This window comes from Vibrio sp. T3Y01 (assembly GCF_013114525.1).
GTDB classification, from domain to species: Bacteria; Pseudomonadota; Gammaproteobacteria; order Enterobacterales; family Vibrionaceae; genus Vibrio; species Vibrio chagasii_B.
Genome location: NZ_VTXJ01000010.1, coordinates 159,748 through 180,047, shown reverse-complemented (window position 1 = coordinate 180,047; position 20,300 = coordinate 159,748). Strand labels below are relative to the sequence as shown.

The window sequence follows — 20,300 nt, the reverse complement described above, 5'->3', positions numbered from 1 at the left end:
TGTTCCATGTAAGTTAGCATTTGAATTGAGAAACCAAACTCGTTAAATGCATTGCTTTGGCGCGTAGGTGCTGACACTCTTGCGCCGTTTTCTCTATCATATTGTCGCTCTCTCGGGCTATTTCAGAAATTCCAGAGATATGCGGTGAGATCTCGTTGATGACGTTTGATTGCTGACCTGTTGCTGAGGCGATCTGCATGTTCATGGCATTCATCTCGTCGACACTATGAGAAATACTCGAGAGTTGTTGCTCTGAGTTGGAGGCTTCAACCTGACAATTACTGCCAAGGGTAGTGCTGGTCTCGATAGCCGTCACGGCTTGTTGAGTACGTTGCTGAAGCTTTTCAATAATACCTCGAATCTCTTCGGTCGATGCTTGGCTTCGTGAGGCGAGAGTTCTTACTTCGTCTGCTACCACCGTAAAACCTCTACCTTGTTCGCCAGCTCGAGCGGCCTCTATCGCGGCATTAAGAGCTAATAAGTTGGTTTGTTCAGAGACACTGTTGATGACATCTAACACGCTATCAATGGAGTTCGCATCTTGAGCGAGTTGATTGATAATCTCCGTTGTGTCATCGAGCTGCTTGTTCATATGCTCGATGCTTTCTGAAGTGACAGAAACGGACTTTTGACCAATGCTGATCGCACTCGCTGCGTGTTGTGCGCTATCGGCGGCACCATTGGCATTTTGTGCGATTTCGTCAGAACTGGCTCCCATCTCGTGAATGGCTGTTGCCACTTGTTCTATTTGGCTGGTTTGTTGTTTGATGTCTTGCTCCATCGACTGCGCCATGTGATCGACACCTTGGATAGATTCAGATATTTGGATACCTGTATTTGAGACATCTTTGAGTAAATCACTCAGATATTGCACGAACTGATTGTAGCCTTTCGCGATTTGTCCTATTTCGTCATCTCGCGAATCATCTAAGCGAAAGGTGAGGTCACCACCACCTTTCCCTATCTGTTGTAATCGCTCGGCTACTTCCACAAACGGAAGCAAGAGCTTGTTGGTCGCCCATGCTGCGATCGGCGTATAAATGGCAGCAATGAGCAGAGCCATAAAGATGATGGTTTGGCTAAAGCCGTTTAATTCACCTAGTACGTCTTGTTTAGGAATTTGCGTAATTAGAGTCCAACCTATACTTGGCATCGCTTTGGAACCCAGAATTTGCGGCTGACTTTCGACGATAGCTTCATGAACGACAGTTTGTTTACTGCCGATTAACTGACTAGCTTTAATGCCTAAAGAGTCTAGTGAACGTCCAATCAGGTTCTTATCTGGGTGAACCTTGATGATCCCTTGTCGATCGACAAGAAAAACAATACCGCTTTCACCGACGCTATAGTTGCTGATCAATTGAGTAATACTTTCCAGAGTTAAGCCAATACCAGTCACGCCAATACGTTCGCCATTGCGAGTGACTACATAATTAACAAATAGCGCAGGAATGCCTGTTGCAGCATCAATATCCAAAGAGAGCTCAAAGGCTTGATCTGACTGAATGAAACGGTAGAACCATTGATCGCTTTGTTCATTCGTAGAGATGGTTTTTAGGGCACCGTTATGGGTGTAGTAAGTGCTTGCTTCGTTGGAGACGTAATAGGCACTGATGGCGTTGAATTCGTTTTTGACGGAATCAAGATAGGCGCGAAGATCTTCCTCAGATAGTGAGGTTTTTTTCATCAAAGGAGACAGCGTCATCATCTTGGAAGCGAGAATAGGAGTTTCTAGCTTGAGATTGATTTCATTGCTTACCTCGCCAAGTGACGCAGGTAGCTCTCTTTCAAAGGTTCTGTCAATCAAGATGGCTCGGCTTGATTGAAATGAATATATCCCCATCACGCTAATAATAGCCAGCGCAGCGATGATCGTCGCCAATATTGCTTTAGTTCGTATCGTAAAGTGCAATTTAGATTCCCTTCTAAAAACATTCAATTCCATTTGTAAATGTAATGTTAATTAAAACCTGACTTTATGGTCAATAAATGAAGTCTAGAAATGAGTGCTGTGCGATATTTGTACAGGTTTAAGATGTCTACATTGGTTTGTGCTCGACATACGGAGCGCTTCTCTTCCAAATACAGTTAATAAATAAATTACACTCACTGGTTTACTTTTGTTTTTTGGCATGTAAACTAGCCAGTGTAGTTTTTGAGTTGGGTCTTTCCCAACGATTGAAGAGATACCGATGAAAAAATATCTATTACCGATTTTAGGAGTACTTGCCGTGGTCGCTATCGTAAGCACAGGTTCACAATCAAATGACAATCTAGATAAGCTTCCAAAGAAGTTTGCTAACAGTGAGTTAGAGTACAAATCGGGCATGTCTGATATTTTTTCAATCTTGAAAGCGTATGTAACCGTGGAAAGAAATGAGCCAGTGCCGCGCGCTGCATTGCCTTTGATTCCAATGACAGCTGAGCAATTGATCGAAGAACAAGACGACGTTGCTTACCGCTTAGGTCACTCAAGCGTGATGATGAAGCTGGATGGCAAGTTAGTGATGACTGACCCTGTGTTCAGTGATCGTGCATCACCAGTGCAATGGATGGGACCAAAGCGTTTTCATCCGACACCAATCACACTGCAAGACCTACCCGATATTGATGTGGTGGTGATCAGCCACGATCACTACGACCATTTAGACAAAGGTGCCGTTAAGGTGCTCGCTGACAAAGTGGGAACGTTCTTAGTGCCATTAAGAGTGGGCGCTCTATTGGAAAAGTGGGGCGTGGATAAAGAGAAGATCATTGAGTTGAATTGGTGGGAATCGGCAACGGCCTCAGATATTGAGTTCACGTTGACGCCGACACAGCATTTCTCTGGTCGTGGCTTGCTTGATCGTGACCAAACACTGTGGGGTAGCTGGGTTATTAACGCTTCAGACAAGAAAGTCTTCTTTAGCGGTGACTCCGGTTACTTCAGCGGCTTTAAAGAGATTGGTGAGCGCTATGGGCCGTTTGACTTAACCATGGTTGAAACGGGCGCGTATAATTCTCTTTGGGCGGATATTCATATGTTCCCAGAACAGAGTGTTCAGGCGCACATTGATCTGCAAGGTAAGGTGATGATGCCAATCCACAACAGTACCTTCGACCTTTCTATGCATGATTGGCAAGACCCAATGGAACAAGCACTGGCGATAAGCAAAGAGCGAGATGTAAAAATGGTAAGCCCAGTGATGGGTGAACGTTTGGTGATCTCAGAGCCTGTACCTGTTCAGGCATGGTGGAAACTGGCATCTAATTAACACTCTCTTCTAAGTGAGAAGTCGCCATACCGCTAATCTGTATAAAACCAGCTGATACAAAAAACGCCACTGATCATTCGATTCGGTGGCGTTTTTTCGTTTTATTTTGAAAATCAGCTCTCTAAGTTCTGCGCCATTTTCTTCGCAATTTTTCTGAATTGTTCTAACTCATCTTCGGCCATGCCTTTGGTCATTCTCTTCAGCATGTCTCGATCGATATCCGAGACCTTACTCATGATCTCTTGACCCTTATCAGTCAGAACCAATAACTGGCTGCGCTTGTCTTCCGGGTTCGGAGACTTTTTCACAAGTTCCTGATTGATCAAGGCATTAATAAGCCGAGTGACCTGTGCTTTATCACGATCTAGGAAGTGTGCGATATCGATAGCGGTACATGGAGACTTCTTAGTAATGATCTTCATGACACGAATGTTCATAGGTGCGATCTCTGAGTCTAAGCTCTCAATCTGTTCGCTCATTTGACGTTTCAAAGAGTGCACTAAACGAAAGATAGACTCTAGCGATGTGTTATCAGACATAAACGATCCTTAGAAATGTAGTTGACATTATCAACTACTGTATTTATAGTTGACATTATCAACTTAATTGTTCGTAAATTCAAGACAGGAAATAGATATGACGATTCAAGCAACTCTAACGCCAACTCTTCCTGAGCAAAAAGGCACACCGGTTTTATACAAAATTTTGGTCATGATGAGCTTAATGCTGACGATTGGCGGCAGTTTAACGGCCGTGATGACTTACATGAATGTCGGATTCGGCGAGGCATTTATTGGTAACTGGCTTTCTTCGTTAGCCCTTGTTGTCGTGATCATGATGCCAATGGGCGCGGTGATGATGGCTTTAGTAACCAAAGCCGTTGTTAGAGTGTTCACAACTTATGGCGAGAAAGTTCGCAACCTGATCGTCGGACTGATCATGGCATTCATAATGGAGTCCATGATGGCATTTGTAACAGCGGCAAATAATATTGGATTTTCGGATACATCGGCGTTTACCAGTGGATGGTTTAATGGATTTATTGCCGCGCTTCCTATTGGCCTTACGATCATGGTCGTAATGTCGATGACGGTTAAACCTAAGCTAGAACGATTCATGAAGAGCTAGCCAAAACATTTCACAGTATTGTAGGAGATCCACATGAAAGCATTTACAGGCAAACACAATAACTACCGCATCACTATTGAAGAAGTGAGCGTTAAAGAAGACCGCGAACTTCAAACCATGCAGTTTGAAATTGAAGACAGAGAAAACATGTTCGCGATTGTTGAGAAGATCAAACAAGACAGCGGCTTAGATGAGCAATCAGCAACGCGACTAGGCGTGAGTATCCGCTTACTCGGTCCATTGATGATGCAAGATCGCAAGCATCCTCTGTTTGTGAATTTTATGCCTCACTTCAGAGACTTCATGCAAAACCTTAAGAAGACCTTGAAAGGGCAGTAAAGCCTAACCATCAGCAACACATCGAAAAGCCAGTAACGAACTTACTGGCTTTTGTTGTCTTTAAATCAAAATAATTTCAGTTGTTTGAGTCTAGAATATGCGAAAATTGATGGCTGAATTTTCGGTGTAGCACCGTTGTTGAATTGTCTATTCAAGCTTTAAGAAATCCGATATTATACTGGTCATAAAACTAAAGGTGATATTATATGACAAATGTATTTAAACAAGCAGCTGAAGAACTATTGAGTCGTCGCGTTGCTGGCACTAAAGCACCAAGATTGGACGAACAGTACCGTCCGAATAACTTGGAAGATGCGCTAAAGATCCAATCTTCAATGATCGATTTGAAAAGCGATAAAGTCGGCGGTTGGAAGTGCTTACTTCCTCTGGCTGAAGACAAGTTTGTTGTTGCGCCAATCTTCTCGGGCAGCGTTCAGCAAGGCGAAGTTTGTGAACTGTTTGCTGACAACGACGTAGTACGTGTTGAGCCTGAAATTGCATTTACGCTTGCTAAGAGCCTGCCTGCAAGCCAAGAAGGCTATAGCGAAGAGCAAATCAACGAAGCGATTGGTTCTTGCCACATGGCACTTGAGTTAATGCAATCTCGTTTTGCGGATGACAGCGGCGCTGAGTTCTATGAAAAGCTGGCCGATGGCCTAGTAAATCAAGGTCTATTTATTGGCCCTGAGATTGATCGCGAAAAAGCGTTCACTTCTGCAGAGATCAGTATTGAAGTGACTCAAGGCGAGCAAGTTCAAGCATTCGACGGTAAGCACCCGAATACACTGCCACCAAGCCCAATTTACTGGTTGATTAACTACATGACGCGTCGTGGTGTTGATTTCCAAGCGGGTGAAGCCATTATCACGGGCTCTTACTGCGGTATCGTGGAAATGGAATTCGATAAACCAACGACCTTCCACTACGAAGGTATTGGCGAATACCAAGTAACGTTCAAGCAGAAACGCTAACTTCTAGCGACTCACTATCTGTTATCGAAAGGCTGTTTACTGATGAGTAAATAGCCTTTTTTATTACGTGATGCTCAATAGGGTTCTTATTACTTTGCATTAAATTAGGCGTTTAGACGTCTAGACGTTGACAAGTTCTAAGTGTGACATTAGTCTGCTCACCTTCCTGTTCTATTGTGTTGTCGTTCCATGTCCAATTCGAAAAATTCTAATGCGGTAATTGCCCCTTCGGCAGTGGCGCTTATCCCTCTGATTGTCTTTCTTGCGCTGTTTATTGGCGTGGGTACATACCTGTCGCTACAAGGCGTCGATTTTGCTTTCTATCAGCTTCCAGCTCCGATTGCGGCTCTGCCTGCCGTGATGTTAGCGCTGCTATTGAGCAAAGATAAATTGAACCGTGCGATCGAGCAGTTCTTAGGTGGTGTGGGTCACAAAGACATTATTGCAATGTGTATGATCTACCTATTGGCGGGTGCTTTTGCTGCTGTGGCTAAAGCTTCTGGTGGCGTGGATGCGACGGTAAACCTTGGTCTATCCGCTATCCCAACGAGCATGATCCTACCGGGCATCTTCCTTATTTCGGCGTTCATTGCGACCGCAATGGGCACATCTATGGGTACTATCGCTGCGGTTGCTCCTGTTGCACTAGGCATTGCTGACTCTGCAGGCATGAGCATTCCTCTGACTGCTGGCGTGGTGCTAAGTGGCGCTATGTTTGGTGATAACCTTTCAATCATCTCTGATACCACGATTGCCGCGACTCGCTCGCAAGGCTGTGAGATGAGAGACAAGTTTAAAGAGAACATCCGTATTGCACTTCCTGCTGCACTTATCGCGATTGTTATCTTTGCTTTCAACAGCACAGCAACTCAAGTTCCTGAAACAGGCCCAATTGAATGGCTGAAAGTCCTTCCGTACATCACTATCCTAATCCTTGCGGTATCGGGCATGAATGTGTTCGTTGTGTTGACGATTGGTATCTTGCTAGCGGGTGGAGTGAGCCTAGGTTCTGTTGAGAACTACGGTATGACGGATTACGCTCAAGACATCTACTCAGGCTTTGGCAACATGCAAGAGATCTTCTTACTGTCGATGCTGATTGGTGGTTTGAGTGAGCTGATGCGTCGCCAAGGTGGATTAGCGTTTCTGACTAACTTAGTGAGCGGTTTGATTCGTGCATTTGGTTCTTCTCACTCTAAGCAAGCGAATGGCCGCGCAAGTGAGCTAGGCATTGCAGGCTTAGTATCAATGGTGAACCTATGTACGGCAAACAACACGGTAGCAATCATTGTTTCTGGTAGTGTGGCTCGCCAATTAGCTGAAGAGAACGATGTATCTCCACGTCGCTCTGCAAGCTTGTTGGATATCTTTTCGTGTGTGATTCAAGGCGTATTGCCTTACGGTGCTCAGGTATTGCTATTGGGCTCTGTGTTTAACCTATCGCCGCTAGAGATCGTGTCTAACTCTTACTACTGTTTCGCGCTTGCAATCGTGGCTGTAGTCGCTGTGTTTATTAAACACCCAGCGCGTAAAACTGCCGCAGCTTAATAAGAAATTGTTTCTAGTCAGAAGGCGCCTTAATCGGCGCCTTTTTTGTGCTTTTAATATGTAGACCGTCAGTTTAGGTGGCAATCACGAATCTGAGTGCTTACCACATAGGCGGATCTTGATTAAAGCAGCTTCTCTAGCTCGTTTGCTGTGGCAACGTTGCTATAACCAAAGCTAAGTGCTGCCATGAATGCGGCGTGAACATGTGCTGCCGGTACTTTAACGCCATTGAACTCCATATCCAGTGTGGTGCAAGCATCATGGGCGACGTGACATTCATAACCCAAGTCAGTTGCTGCGCGAGTCACTGCGTCAATACACATGTGGCTCATCGCGCCGACAATGATTAGCCTTTCAACGCCTTGTTCCTTCAATACTTTGTCCAGTTCTGTATCTCTAAAGCTATTGATCTGCTGTTTCACAATCACTGGCTCACCTTGCAGAGGTGCTACGCTGCTATGGATTTGAGCACCATCGGAATGTGGCAAGAAGAACGGTGCTTCATTGGTTGGAAATTCATGGCGTACATGAACAATTGGTCGTTTCTTATTGCGGAATGTCTCGAGTAATTGCGCGCCTTTTTCTGCCGCTTTTTCTGTTTCAGAGAGTGCCCATTTCGCGCCTTCGTATGAAGGAAAGTAGTCGTTTTGGAAATCAATAAGTAGTAGTGCAGTATTGCTCATAATCCATACCTTTGTTGTTAATGTCTTGTGGTGTAGGGATATTATGACTACTCTCTATTTTTTAACGCACGTCAAAAATGACAGACTCTATGGCAATAGTGACAAAATCAGTAAAGGTCGAAATCATCGATTACCCAGGCTCTCTGCAGAGCGCTGTGTTTGGAGTAAAAGAGTTCCTTCAGATGGCGAACAGCCTTGATTCTGAAAGTGAAACGGTTCAGTTCCAGGTTGAGATTAAGCCTTATGGCGACTTATCGGTTTCATCGGGTAACTCAAATGAAGAGTCTAAAGCCAATATCATTTTATTGCCGCCCAACCTAGATGGCAGCTACTACCTAGAGCGTGATGATAGGCTAACGGATTACCTGATTGACTCTCATCAAAAGGGTTCAATATTGTGTTCAGCGTGCGCTGGCGTGTTCATTCTTGCTCAAACCGGATTGCTAGAAGGGCGAACCGTCACCACGCACTGGCAAGCTCAACAACTGTTTTCGGAGCTCCATACTGGAATCGAAGTGGATATAGACAAAATCCTGATCGATGACGATGACATCATTACTGCTGGTGGTTTGATGTCGTGGATGGATTTGGCTCTGTTTATCCTGACTAAATACACGACGCCAACCAATACGCGTAATTTGGGTAAATATCTGGTGTTGGATACGGGGCTGAGAGAGCAGCGCTACTACCAAAGTTTTGTGCCTAACTACGCTCATGGGAATGACAAGATTGTGTCTGTGCAGCGCTTTATTCAAAAGAATCACCACCTTCCTTTGACACTAGATCAATTGTCGGAGGAAGCCTTCATGACGCGACGAACCTTTATTCGACAATTTACCAAAGCGACGACCTTGACTCCGATTAACTATATTCAACACGTGCGTGTTCAAAGCGCGTGTGAGCTACTGGAAAGTTCCCATAAACCAGTAGAAAAAATCAGCTACTTAGTTGGGTATGAAGACGTCAATAGCTTCCGAAAAGTCTTTATGAAAATCATTGGTTTAACACCATCAAGGTTTCGCTCTAGATTTTTGTCAGAGGAATGATTTACCATAGATTGATATTCAATATGTATCACTGGTTCGCTCACTTACTTCGCTAATGAAGTGCTTTGAAGAGGAAGTGATCTTTTCTCGAACTTAAACGGACTGTTGATGCTTGCCATTCCTTTACCATTTGTCGCGGCGCTGTTGTTATTGATGACAGGTGTGCTGCTTCGATGCCGTTACCCACAAACCAGTCAAAAGCCATTTTGGTTTATCATTCTCTGCGCGTTAATGGTTACTGTGGTAGGCCTGCGATGGACGGTAGACATTGCGCTGTTTCGTTTCTTACAACCCATTCTCGGAGCCAGTGTTCCTGCGGCGGCTTGGCTGTGCTTTGCGGGGGCTCATCGAAGTAAACCAAACACAAATTTGCATTGGTTAGGTCCGATTGCTGTTTTAGTTGGCTCACTTTTCTACACGCACCTCTGGGCGGGAACCCTTGATGTATTGCTGATATTGCTCTATCTCGGCTATGGTGGTTTGCTGTTGAAGTCGTCGAGCACCTTGCCGGAACAAGTGCGGCTAACCGATATCTCGAAAGTGTTGGTTGCTGAACGGGTTGCAGGTGTAATGCTACTATTCTCCGCTTTGGTAGACAGTGTGCTCTTTTACGATATCTTGCTATTGAATGCGCAGCACACCAACCTGATTTTATCGATTAGCTACCTTGTTCTTATTCCAGCCATTGTGTCCGCTGTGATGGTGGTCAGTATGAGCACGCCTGCCGAAGAAAAAAATCAGCAAGCGCAGGTTTTCTCTCCCATGTCACAACGCTCGCCAGAAGAGGCGAGCAGCTTAGATAAAGACCAAACTGAAGAAACTACTCAGATCATGGCTAAGTTCGATGCATTAATGAGAGAACGCCAAGTATTCAAGGATCCTGACCTGTCTCTCAATCGCTTGGCACGAAAGCTAGGCATTCCTGCTAGAAAAATATCGTCTGCGGTTAATCAAACTCACCAACAGAACATTTCGAAGGTGATTAACGCCTATCGGATTGAACACGCTAAGACTCTTCTGAAGCAAACCGATGAAGCGATAACTGACATCTACCTAAGTTCAGGCTTTCAGACCAAGTCTAACTTCAATAGAGAGTTTTCAAGGATAACTGGGCAAACTCCGAGTGAGTTTCGAAGTTCGCCACAAATGTTAGGTTGAGTGTGTTTTCTTTTTGTTTATCGATTCAGAAAGCGAGCGATGTCATTGAAGAAGAGATTATGTAACTGGTCACGTGATGTACCAACGCCATCTTTACAAATAATGCCATCGCCTGGTACCTCTTCATTAAGCAAAGGTATAGCTCCGGGTTTACAGCCTTGAATGAAGCTGAAATGGGTGGCGTTTTCATAGACCTTGTAGCGTCTTGAGTTCAGTGGCATGTGCTCGGCAATATAGCCAGATTCCAATGCCTGAGGAAGATCCCCTATATCGATCCCAGCAGCCAGTATTAAAGTTGGTACTGTGATGCCATTTAAGCTGCCGACTGAAAAGCTACGAGCAAGCCCTAAATCAAGGCTGACCACACGTTGAATTCTTGGATCTGAAAGATCTTTATTGCTTGGTTCTTTAGCTTGGATTTTGGATAGCCCTAACTCTTCGGCAAGCCCACAAGTTCTTGGGTTGGGGGATATGAGACAATTCGCCTCAAAGGTTTGCCTATCCATTTCCGCTCCCGCCAATTGCATCACAGTCCAACCACCCAATGAATGCCCGATCGCGGTAATATTGTCGACGTTAGCAGACTGCTTCCACGAGGTTTCGGATAACAAATAGTCCAGCATACGCGATACATCTCGTGGCCTTTCCCACCACTTTGCTGCTTGTTCTGGAGAGTGGTCGAAAGAGGTGGTACCCGGATGATCGGCGGCTGTTACGATGTAGCCACGACTCGCAAGTTTGGTCGCCAACCAGTTTTGGTTTCGCCAATTTCCTCGATAGCCATGCGATAAAAGCACCACAGGAAAGGTACCAGATTGAACCTCCCCATCCCTGATGACTTGCGTACCGATGAAAGCGGGGTTATCGCCAATCAAGGTTGTGTCTGATTTATCTGATGTGGGATACCAAATGGCAGTATTTAGCGGGCGATTAGGGTCGTCAGTTAAGGTGACTTGAGTGAATCCGACATCGAACGCGACGGCAGAATTGCAAAGAAGAAGTAGGGGTATGAACAGTAAATGTGTCCAATTCATGGTATTAACTCCAATTGAGGTGATTGGAGTTAATATGCGCTAAGGCTAGGTATCACGAGACCTCGAACACGATCGAGGACGCCCTAAATCGTGTTTAAGTACAAGATTAGATATTGGAACAACCTTAATTCAGCTTCGTCGTCACATACTCTTTGTTTCTAACCATTAGCCACATCAAGCCACCTAGGGTGCCGACGGATAATTGGATAAAGCCGAGGTTTTCAATTAACGAGTCTGGGCGGATTGAAACCAAGACCATGCCAAGTGAGCCACAGATCATGCTAAAGAACTGAATCAGTGCAACTGCAGAGCCTGTGTCGTGGTCTTGCTGGTTCAGCATCAAGTTAGTGCCGGGTACTCGCATGATGATCGCCATCAGTGTCGCTGGTGCAGCGATGAACATGAAGAACCAAGGGGACAGGTCACCAATAGTTAGGGTGAAGATGCCCGCAAGCGCCAATAAAGCAAAACATCCGGTGATGACTTTTTGAACTGGCATGCGATAGGACAACTTCATATAAATGGTTGGCCCGAATGAGGCGCACAATGCGTTGAATGCGAACGCGTAACTGAATTGTTGTTCGGTGAGTCCGAAGTCATTGATGTAAATGTACGATCCTGCAGCTAGAAAGCCCATCAGCGCCATTGGTGTGATAGAGAAAATAACCAGTAGCTTGACGAACGAGCGGTTTTTCATGACTACGCCCATTCTTCCCCATGAACGGAACATAGAACCTTGGTACTTGGTTTCAAGTGTTTCTCGATAGCAGAACGCTAATACTGAGGCGAATGCGCCAAAAATCGCGAGAGTGACGAACATCATTCTCCAAGATGCGATCTTTAACAGGAAGGCACCAAATACAGGCGCGACCATGGGTGCGATAATCACTAGTGACATGATAGTCGCCATGATCTTTTCACGTTCACGACCTTCATAAAGGTCTTTCACAATGGCGGTGGCAATAACCGTGATGGCACTGCCCGCAAACGCTTGGAAGATACGAGCACTTATTAGCTGTTCGATGCTGTGAGTCATTGCACACAATATGCTCGCCACCATATAACTCGCCAAGCCAATCAATAGAATCGGCTTACGGCCAAATTTTTCACTGAGTGGTCCCCAGAATAACAGGCCGACTGCATAGGTAACGAAGTAGCTGCTTAGGGTTAGGTTGACCATCGATTGATCGGTATTGAACACCTCGACCATTTGCGGAAGTGCCGGCAAATAAAGATCGATGGTTAGCGGAGGAAACGCGCTGATAATCACGAGGAAAAATAGCATACCGGTCTTACCCAGTACTGGTTGTGGTTTCTTCAAGGTCTCTCCCCGTTATCCAAGAAAAGATTTCTAATGGATGTAATGTTGTGTTTCAGAAGGCGTAGACACATCAAACATGAAGAATGGACTCGCTAAAGAAGGTAGCGAAAGCCTCTGAGATATTGTCTGACTGCTAAATTGTATTACAAAACATTATCACTCTTATAGTTAATAACTTCAACCAGTTAGTGATAAGTGTTGTCGGTAATATTTACCTTCTGAACTTGTTATCTTTTTCTCGGACGCTTTTCTACGAGCCCGTTTCTTTCTAAGCCACGTCTTACACTGCTGCATAGCTTACCGAAGCGACGCAGTTCTTCGAAGTTTGGCCCTTGTCCCATTGAGATACTGTGTTCCCAGTACATCAATTCTGTGTCGACCATCTCTAGCAGTTTCTTAGAGCAACCCGAGCAGTTTCCTTTTGGCCCACAGATAAACGTTTCTGATTCGTATAGAGGGAGTTCGTTTTTCACTTCTTCGATCAGATTTAACATGGCCGAATTCAGATCCGGTTTTCTGGTCGTAATTGTTTTTAACTCTTTTGGTGTTTGAGCAGCAATCAAAGAAGATGTCTGAGTATTAGGGTGTAAATTCAAAGCAGCTGATGACATATCAAAGGCCTCAAGGAAAGTTGAAGAGGGGCATCCTACGCCTCACAACAAAATGAACCTTGATGTAGTGCAATAAGCGTGGCGATATACCCGAAAGAGGTAGGAGAAACAAGCGGGTGAAAATAGAGGGAAGTGAACGGAGGAGCCACAAATGGTGTGACTCCTTATCATTAAGGCTCGTTATTGATGATAGCCTTTAGAACTCTGCATCGAACTGGAATTCCATCCACTCTTTGGTGATTGGGTGGTGCAGTGCGAGCCTTTCTGCGTGTAGGTGAAGACGGTCAGCTTTGTTGCCATACAAGCCATCACCGACGATAGGCATATGAAGCCCTTCTTCATGTGAACAGTGAACACGTAACTGGTGTGTACGCCCTGTTTTAGGGTGCAGGTAAACCTTAGTGGTTTGCTCGTTTCGCTCAATCACTTCCCATTTGGTTTCTGCAGGTTTACCATGTTCGTAGCAGACAATCTGACGAGGGCGGTCATACAAATCACCACGCAGTGGCAGTCGAACATAGCCTTCATCTTCTGCTAGAACGCCTTCAATCATTGCGACATATCGCTTCTCGACTTCACGAGTAATGAACTGCTTCTGCAAGCTTTTGTTTGCACGTCGAGTGAGGGCGAATATCAGAATGCCAGAGGTCGCCATGTCCAAACGGTGGATCACGAACGGCCCTTCCACATCGGGATGCATTTCCTGAACGCGAGTGTAGGCGGAATCTTTGATGGTTTTACCTGGTACGGAAAGAAACCCTGCCGGCTTATGAACCACAACAATGTGCTCATCTTGGAACAGAATATCGAGCTCTTTGCCTTCCGCTGGGTTCTCTAATAGTGGATTTGGATCCACTTCAAGACCTTTCATCATATGACCAAGGATCGGTACACATTTGCTTTGGCAAGAGGCGTAGTATTTCTTGTGTTTGCGGATCTCTGATTTCGGTGAGCGCCCCCACCAAAACTCAGCCAGTGCCAATGGTGTGTAACCGTTCAAGTACGCGTATTGAAGCAATTTAGGGGCAGCACATTCGCCAGAGCCTGCTGGCGGTATCTTGTTTGGCGTGTTTTCAAAGATTTGGTTAAGGTCTTCAACGTTTCCTTCCGCATTTTGGAAAGCGTACTGTGAAAACAACTTGTGTTGGAGCTGATGAGAAATGTGTGCTCTTTGCTCTTTGAGTTCAGCCAATTGAGTTTTAAAGACATCAACTTTGCCTTGAAGCTCATTTAGGGTCTGTTCCCAGTTGAGTTTAAGGTACTTCTGCTGATTCTTGTCGGCTACACTGGCTTTGTTTAGCTCGTTATTTAGCTGCTCGAAAGCCTGCTCATCAAGGTTTGCTTTGCCTTGTTCACGTTGCGCTTTACGTGTTTTGCGGCCTTCAATGATCAACAAGCGTTGAGCTTCAATCTCTTGTTCTGCCTGCGCTTTTTGCTGTGTTAATTGTTCACACAACTCTAGATATTCTGCGTTAGCTTGCAGTGCTTTGAATTTTGCATTCACAGCCATCATGTCGGCTGTATCTTGATGGAAAAAACTGTCGCTGCTTAGCATGTCAAATACTGGTGGCACAAAGTGGGGCAGTAGATTTTGGTCGGCGATTTTCCCAGAGAAAGCAGAGAAGTAACCAAGTTCACCTTCAGGGCTTTTCACCAGTAATACACCAAACATTTTGCCGCGACCTTCATCAGAATCTAGCCCGAAGTCGTGTTGCCAGTCGGTTTGTGTTTCTAGATGCTGTTGAAGCTGTTGAGATGCGATTTCACATAGTGGGTGTGGTTCGTAATAAAACGGAAAGGTGAAACGCTCTGGCAACGAATATGACTCGATCGGCTGTTGAAAGCGAGTGAAGCAATGCTCAGGTGTGTGGCTGTTTTCTGAGTCGTGTGCGGAGTTTGATGAGTGCATATAGTTGTCTTACTTTATGTTGATAAATGACTGTGGGCCTATGGCCGATGCTTTGAGAGCATAAATACAGTATAAGGCGGCGATTCTACTCTTTATCGAAAAGCCTCTCAAATAAGAAATAGCGCCTTCGCTTGTAAGAAGTGACATGATTACCTGCGCAATGCTCAAGTGTTCAGGCAAACAATACAAATTAATGATTGGTCTCTCGTTTTTCATTCCAAGAGACGTTTTTGATAAACGAAGGGTGCTAGGCTTGCACGTTTGGTGTTCAAGATAAGGTAACGTTATGATTCCACTCAATACTTCGATTGTGGCTGGTGTCGCTCTTTCTGAGATCGACGGGCAAACAAAAATGCTATTAATGAAGCGTGTGAAAGGTGGGTATTGGTGCCATGTTGCAGGCTCGATCGAAGCGGGTGAAACTGGCTGGCAGGCAATCGTGCGTGAGTTTGAAGAAGAAACAAAGATTGAGGCAAAAGCGCTGTATAACGCTCAATTTCTAGAGCAGTTTTACGAGGCTAACGTCAATGTGATTCAACTCATTCCAATATTTGCCGTGTTGTGCCCACCTAACCAAGCGGTAGAGTTGAACCATGAGCACACTGAGTATCGTTGGTGCAGTTTAGAGGAAGCGAAAGCGTTGGCACCATTCCCTAACCAACATGCGGTTTACGAACATATCTGGTCATACTTTGTTGATAAGCCAGCTAACCCACTTTATCGAGTAGACGTGGGTTAGACCTGGTTTGGTGGATGTTGAGTAACGAGTGCTCAATAAGCTTAGCGCAATAGCTAAACTCTACAGGTGCTGAGCTCTAAGACTTACCAAGATATGGGGTTAAAAAGGCACTCGCTTTTACTTGGCATAGTCCCACGTCAACTTTCACACCATGCGCTTCCAGTATTGCTACACCGCGGCCATTATTACGAGGATCTGGATCGAGCATAGCGACGACAACGTGTTTTACACCGGCTTTAACCAGAGTATTAGCACAAGCTGGTGTCCTACCGACAAAAGAGCACGGCTCTAATGTCACGTAAGCTGTTACGCCTTCCATATCGCCGTCATAGTGATTCAGTGCCTCGACTTCAGCGTGGTTCCCACCAACCTTTTGTGTGTAACCAATAGACACTACTTTATCGTTCTTCACCAAAACACATCCCACTGGTGGGTTTGGTTGACAATCGGGTAGGGCTTGGTGCGAAGCTTCAAGTGCTTGCAGCATGTATTGTTGGTTCATGGTTGTTACTCAGTATGACGAGAAGAAGAAATCGTTTGTTACCGCGTGCGGTTTCGCTAAGAAGTGAGGCATGTTCGATCTGATTGGGCTATTAGTCAATGGTTTTAGCTTTGAAGCTGTTTGATAGTTAGCTGTCAGCAATAGTTAACTCTGGTCAATGGTTAACTTTGGCCAATGAGTTAACCAGTTTTTAGATTGGACTCTTTGGTCAAACGTATCACGACTACGATTGGGGTTAGGCGTGATCTTCAAATCAAATAGGCTTTCTAAGCCAAAAGCCGATATACATTCGATATGCCCGCTGAGGTTTTGTTTTACGGCGATGGCTGTTTCTTTCTCGGGCCAGTAGCCCATGGCATTTAATGTGCTTTGATAAGGGGTATCGTTATTTCGAGTGTGCATGTTGGCTTGATTACGAACCTGCCAATTGAGTTCAGGTAGCCACTCTAGAAGTTGAGCTTCGTATTGAAGGTTTAATTCGTAGTCACTATCACTGCGTTCAAAATAGATCACATCAATGTCGTTGAGCGGTGTTGGGACGTCAAAGCCATGCAGGTGATCCCAGACGAGATTCCGCACAAAGCCGGCTGCCACATAGCATTGCGGCAGCTCGAGTTGAGACACGCACTCTAAAACCTTCATCCGCAGAGGATCTTGTGAGATCAAGACTGCGATTTGGCTGGCTAATGCTTGGGTCATGATGGTGTGGTCACATCGGTCACTTGATAGTGGCGTGTCACGTTCTTGGTTATCTTGCCCCAGTCGGAGGATCTAACCCTACTTTGGTGGGCTTCAAATGCCTCACGACTGGTGAACTCTTCATAAACTTCGAAACGGTTAGGCTGAAGTGTGCTTTGGCTGACACGAAATACAATACAACCAGGTTCTGCCAGTGTGAGTTCCTTATGAACGACTAGCGCTTGTGTTACCAACTCTAGTTCGTTGTCTGGCACGAGAATATGTCCTTGTAGAATGACCTTGCTCATTATTACGTCCATTTAAATTTACTATTACTCGCTTTTTTACTAAAAGCGCCATCCGTGACAAACATAATCCCATTTTGAGTTTGTATCGTATAGACCGGTGTGAATAAAAAACAGTGAGATTTCATTGGATTTACGTTACCGTGTAACTTATTGTGAGTTGCCAACAAATTTTGGGAACTAAACTTGAGGTAATCCGGTCTATTAAATAGGTATCATAGAACTGTATTGATACTGAAATGAGTTTGTCATCTGAGATATTTAACCTTAAATTCGTAAAACGGCTCATACGATGAAATTGAGCCACAGTTGATATCTAGGTCATACTTTGATGTAAATGGTACTCAGAACTCTTTATATTTTGTGATTTATATCATTGAACTAGCCGTCAAACACCGTTAGATTCGAATGGTTGGCAATAAAAATAGCTCATGAAGAGCAGCTAAATGAGAAGGAAATATACCTTATGAAAAAAATGAGAAGAGCACAGCTTCATCGCGTTCGTATCCAATACTGGAAAGACACATCGAAAGAAGCTTCAAAGAAATAAGCTTTATATCTCAAACGATAAAGCGACAAACTTGAAAAGCTGATAGCTTTTCAAACAAAGCCATTTACTGGCGCTAAAAACGCAACAAACCGATTTCAATAGTGTTCTCAAGGACCTTCATCTGGTCGGCGACTAAAGAAATCATCCCTCAAAGAGCTGGCAGGCATTCGTTACGATGCAATTTAATGTCAGCTCATTAATACTCTCTTGGTTCATCTTCTCCTCGGCTTACTCTCTGCTTCCTTAAACTATTTCAGATCCAACTACTACCTGAAACTAATTGGCAATAAAAAAGCTCCCGATTTCTCAGAAGCTTTACTACCTTTCTTGTTCTATCGTGTTGCTTATTAGCAGCGATAACTCTATGGCTGGAACAGTGTCTTCAAACTCACATCGTCTGTTCTATTGAGTTTTAGGCTCAGTAGATAGCCACCGATACCAAGCAAGACGTAAATACTCAAAGATAAGATAGAGACGTCAGAGAGCGCGCTGAACGGGTTACTTGCCGTAAGTACTTTCATCGGTAGTGAAGCGATAACAGAAAAGAAGTCATTGATGCCATAGAAACCGAACAGTGCGATAGCCAGCCATTTGATTGCAAAGCTTGAAACAAAGATCACAAGCAATGGCGAGTTAACCAGCTGCGAGATCGCCAGTGTCATTGTCGCTAACGGCAATACCACCAAGGCAACTAACAGCATTCGACCAAAGAATACCAACCAATTGGTGAGCACATAAAACAGTGATTGCTGTTCTACTAATAGCGCCAGTTGTTGCTCGCTAGATACGTTTAGAATCCAGAATAGAACATCGGCAAATAGAACCAATAGGGCGCAGATAGCGGGTATCACCACTAAACCAAAGCCTAGCTTCACACCGTGAGTCAGAGCATTCGATACCGGCATGCTTCTCCAAAACATTGAGCTGCCCTCTTGACGCTCTTTACGCAGTGTTTTTGGGATATACAGCGTTGAAAGCAGCAGTGAAATTAGGCCCGCGCCAAAGTAGATCACTGAGTTAAGGTCTTGTGCGAACTCTCTGTGGATGTCGCTCACATCACCGTTAACTTCCATCTGGAAGAAAAACTCATGCTGTGCCGCGCCATTAAAGAACAGACTCACGAACAGTAACAAACCACACAACGCAACGAATAGAGGTAATCGAGTATTGATTTTGTGCTCGATAAGTTCTTTTTCTAGCATATAAAAACTTGGGTGCATTATGCCTTCTCCGTTTGTGTTGCAAGGAATAGGTCGGCAAGGCCAACGTTGTAGATGTTACCTAGTGATTCAACTTGTGGTTTGTATTGACCTTCCAATAACCATTTAGTCGTTCCTAGCCCCGGTTGTGAAGTGAGTGGTTTCAGTTTTTGAATGTCGCTTGAGTGGTTGTTAGCAACTTCGATAATGAAGTAATCACTCTCGATCGCTTCCATACTTTTCTTCAGCACGCAGCGGCCTTGTTTGAGAATAAGTACATCTGTCAGTAGGTGTTCGATCTCAGAAACCTCATGGCTAGCAATGATCATCGCGCGCTCACCATCGTGGAACCACTCCAACAAGTGACGGTAGAAGGTATCACGGTAAATCAAATCTAGTCCGAGTGTTGGTTCATCCAAAATCAACACTTGAGTGTCGGTGGCAATGATGATCGCCAGATGAACTTGTACTTTCATCCCTTTAGAGAGCTGTTTGATTGTGGAAGAGAGCTTGATGTTGGTGCTACTTAGGGTTAGCTCGGCTTTTTGTCGGTTGAAACTTGGGTGGACACCTTCGGTGTAACGAAGTAGCTGTTTGATGGTCATCCATTCAGGCAGCACATTGACATCAGAGATATACGATAAGTGCTGCATGAGCTCTGCGTGCTGGTGGATTGGGTGGTAGCCGTTGACTTCGATTTCACCCTGATAGTTATGCCCACCAAGCAGTGATTTGATGAGAGTCGATTTACCAGCGCCATTGTGACCAAGTAAACCTAGTACTTGTCCTGGCTTTAGCTCAAAGCTGATGTTCTCTACACCCACTTGATTTGAATAAGCTTTAGTGACGTTTTTCGCGGAAAGTAAAGTACTCATGACTTGTCCTTGATGTGTTGTTCTAGCTGTTTCACGAGTTCTTCGACACTCATATCAATGATGCCTAGCGTCTCAGCGATGGCTGGGATCTGTGTGTTGATGAAAGTTTGGTGTGCGGACTCTTTCAGTTTTTGAAGTGCACCTTCGGCTACATACATACCTTGGCCTCGCTTCTTTTCAACCAAGCCTTCATCAACCAGTAACTGGTAGCTTTTCATGACGGTAAGGTGGTTGATTTTAAGATCAGCAGCAACAGCGCGCACAGAGGGCAGGGCCTGTTGCTCTAGCCAAATACCTTGCAGAATCTGGTCGCTGATCTTAGTGGCAAGCTGCCTAAAGATCGGTTGGTCGTCTTTCCATTCGGTCATAATTAAAACTGCATGGTGATATACATGTGTATAACACTAACCTTTTTATTCGTATTGGCAAGACTTTTATAAAAATTAATAT

General features: G+C 44.7%; 21 protein-coding genes. 8 read left to right on the top strand and 13 right to left on the bottom strand.

The genetic code is table 11. The annotated features are described in order from the left end of the window. Positions 1-13: 13 nt before the first annotated feature. Positions 14-1,912 carry a methyl-accepting chemotaxis protein gene (locus tag F0232_RS13355; protein ID WP_253821954.1) on the bottom strand — a complete coding sequence of 633 codons (1,899 nt, stop codon included), beginning with the start codon at positions 1,910-1,912 and terminating at the stop codon, positions 14-16. Positions 1,913-2,192: 280 nt separating this feature from the next. Here F0232_RS13355 and F0232_RS13350 point away from each other — a divergent pair, with 280 nt between their 5' ends. Next, entirely contained in the window at positions 2,193-3,254 is a 1,062-nt protein-coding gene (locus tag F0232_RS13350) for an MBL fold metallo-hydrolase (RefSeq protein ID WP_105057957.1), read from the top strand. A gap of 113 nt (positions 3,255-3,367) precedes the next feature. On the opposite strand, the gene F0232_RS13345 is transcribed toward F0232_RS13350, so the two are convergent. Beyond that, positions 3,368-3,793 (bottom strand): MarR family winged helix-turn-helix transcriptional regulator, encoded by a 426-nt coding sequence (locus F0232_RS13345; protein ID WP_017060573.1) that lies wholly within the window; start codon positions 3,791-3,793, stop codon positions 3,368-3,370. Between the two features lie 97 nt (positions 3,794-3,890). On the opposite strand from F0232_RS13345, the gene F0232_RS13340 reads away from it, so the two are divergent. The 4 genes from F0232_RS13340 to F0232_RS13325 all read left to right on the top strand — a co-directional run bounded on the left by F0232_RS13340 (position 3,891) and on the right by F0232_RS13325 (position 7,240). After that, the gene (locus F0232_RS13340; protein WP_105057958.1) at positions 3,891-4,382 is read left to right on the top strand and encodes a DUF2798 domain-containing protein; all 492 of its coding nucleotides are present in this window, start codon (positions 3,891-3,893) and stop codon (positions 4,380-4,382) included. Between the two features lie 33 nt (positions 4,383-4,415). Beyond that, positions 4,416-4,721, top strand: a complete 306-nt coding sequence (locus tag F0232_RS13335) for a DUF3861 domain-containing protein (RefSeq protein ID WP_050711803.1) — start codon at positions 4,416-4,418, stop codon at positions 4,719-4,721. Between the two features lie 206 nt (positions 4,722-4,927). Further along, positions 4,928-5,692: a hydratase gene (locus F0232_RS13330; RefSeq protein WP_048612850.1), complete on the top strand. Its 765-nt coding sequence runs from the start codon at positions 4,928-4,930 to the stop codon at positions 5,690-5,692. Between the two features lie 189 nt (positions 5,693-5,881). Further along, positions 5,882-7,240: a Na+/H+ antiporter NhaC family protein gene (locus F0232_RS13325; RefSeq protein WP_105057959.1), complete on the top strand. Its 1,359-nt coding sequence runs from the start codon at positions 5,882-5,884 to the stop codon at positions 7,238-7,240. A gap of 122 nt (positions 7,241-7,362) precedes the next feature. Here the strand turns inward: F0232_RS13325 and F0232_RS13320 are convergent, their stop codons facing one another. Beyond that, positions 7,363-7,923 carry a cysteine hydrolase family protein gene (locus F0232_RS13320; RefSeq protein WP_105057960.1) on the bottom strand — a complete coding sequence of 187 codons (561 nt, stop codon included), beginning with the start codon at positions 7,921-7,923 and terminating at the stop codon, positions 7,363-7,365. 89 nt (positions 7,924-8,012) lie between these two features. Between F0232_RS13320 and F0232_RS13315 the strand changes: the two genes are divergently transcribed. Beyond that, positions 8,013-8,969 (top strand): GlxA family transcriptional regulator, encoded by a 957-nt coding sequence (locus F0232_RS13315; protein ID WP_105057961.1) that lies wholly within the window; start codon positions 8,013-8,015, stop codon positions 8,967-8,969. Positions 8,970-9,077: 108 nt separating this feature from the next. After that, positions 9,078-10,127 (top strand): AraC family transcriptional regulator, encoded by a 1,050-nt coding sequence (locus F0232_RS13310; RefSeq protein ID WP_171750834.1) that lies wholly within the window; start codon positions 9,078-9,080, stop codon positions 10,125-10,127. A gap of 17 nt (positions 10,128-10,144) precedes the next feature. Here F0232_RS13310 and F0232_RS13305 read toward each other — a convergent pair whose 3' ends face one another. The 4 genes from F0232_RS13305 to F0232_RS13290 all read right to left on the bottom strand — a co-directional run bounded on the left by F0232_RS13305 (position 10,145) and on the right by F0232_RS13290 (position 15,002). Next, positions 10,145-11,161, bottom strand: coding sequence for an alpha/beta fold hydrolase (locus F0232_RS13305; RefSeq protein ID WP_105057963.1), 1,017 nt, complete (start codon positions 11,159-11,161; stop codon positions 10,145-10,147). A gap of 124 nt (positions 11,162-11,285) precedes the next feature. Continuing rightward, positions 11,286-12,446, bottom strand: coding sequence for a multidrug effflux MFS transporter (locus F0232_RS13300; RefSeq protein WP_061031345.1), 1,161 nt, complete (start codon positions 12,444-12,446; stop codon positions 11,286-11,288). Between the two features lie 263 nt (positions 12,447-12,709). Next, entirely contained in the window at positions 12,710-13,093 is a 384-nt protein-coding gene (locus F0232_RS13295) for a hypothetical protein (protein ID WP_061031296.1), read from the bottom strand. A 196-nt stretch (positions 13,094-13,289) separates the two neighbouring features. Beyond that, complete coding sequence (locus F0232_RS13290; RefSeq protein WP_061031295.1) at positions 13,290-15,002, bottom strand: RluA family pseudouridine synthase; 1,713 nt, start codon at positions 15,000-15,002, stop codon at positions 13,290-13,292. 286 nt (positions 15,003-15,288) lie between these two features. On the opposite strand from F0232_RS13290, the gene F0232_RS13285 reads away from it, so the two are divergent. Further along, positions 15,289-15,741: an NUDIX pyrophosphatase gene (locus F0232_RS13285; RefSeq protein ID WP_061031294.1), complete on the top strand. Its 453-nt coding sequence runs from the start codon at positions 15,289-15,291 to the stop codon at positions 15,739-15,741. A 76-nt stretch (positions 15,742-15,817) separates the two neighbouring features. Here the strand turns inward: F0232_RS13285 and F0232_RS13280 are convergent, their stop codons facing one another. From F0232_RS13280 to F0232_RS13255, 6 genes are all read right to left on the bottom strand, one after another. Next, positions 15,818-16,243 (bottom strand): bifunctional diaminohydroxyphosphoribosylaminopyrimidine deaminase/5-amino-6-(5-phosphoribosylamino)uracil reductase RibD, encoded by a 426-nt coding sequence (locus tag F0232_RS13280; RefSeq protein ID WP_061031293.1) that lies wholly within the window; start codon positions 16,241-16,243, stop codon positions 15,818-15,820. A 144-nt stretch (positions 16,244-16,387) separates the two neighbouring features. Then, positions 16,388-16,942 (bottom strand): nucleotidyltransferase family protein, encoded by a 555-nt coding sequence (locus tag F0232_RS13275; protein ID WP_105057964.1) that lies wholly within the window; start codon positions 16,940-16,942, stop codon positions 16,388-16,390. Further along, positions 16,939-17,229 carry a putative quinol monooxygenase gene (locus F0232_RS13270; protein WP_061031291.1) on the bottom strand — a complete coding sequence of 97 codons (291 nt, stop codon included), beginning with the start codon at positions 17,227-17,229 and terminating at the stop codon, positions 16,939-16,941. Before F0232_RS13270 ends, F0232_RS13275 begins: the two co-directional genes overlap by 4 nt. A 909-nt stretch (positions 17,230-18,138) precedes the next feature. Next, positions 18,139-18,996, bottom strand: a complete 858-nt coding sequence (locus F0232_RS13265) for a hypothetical protein (RefSeq protein WP_061031290.1) — start codon at positions 18,994-18,996, stop codon at positions 18,139-18,141. Next, entirely contained in the window at positions 18,996-19,850 is an 855-nt protein-coding gene (locus tag F0232_RS13260) for an ABC transporter ATP-binding protein (RefSeq protein ID WP_061031289.1), read from the bottom strand. The genes F0232_RS13265 and F0232_RS13260 overlap by 1 nt, the downstream gene beginning before the upstream one ends. Further along, a complete protein-coding gene (locus F0232_RS13255; protein WP_004740059.1) occupies positions 19,847-20,218 on the bottom strand; it encodes a GntR family transcriptional regulator in 372 nt (123 codons plus the stop codon). The genes F0232_RS13260 and F0232_RS13255 overlap by 4 nt, the downstream gene beginning before the upstream one ends. Positions 20,219-20,300: the final 82 nt, after the last annotated feature.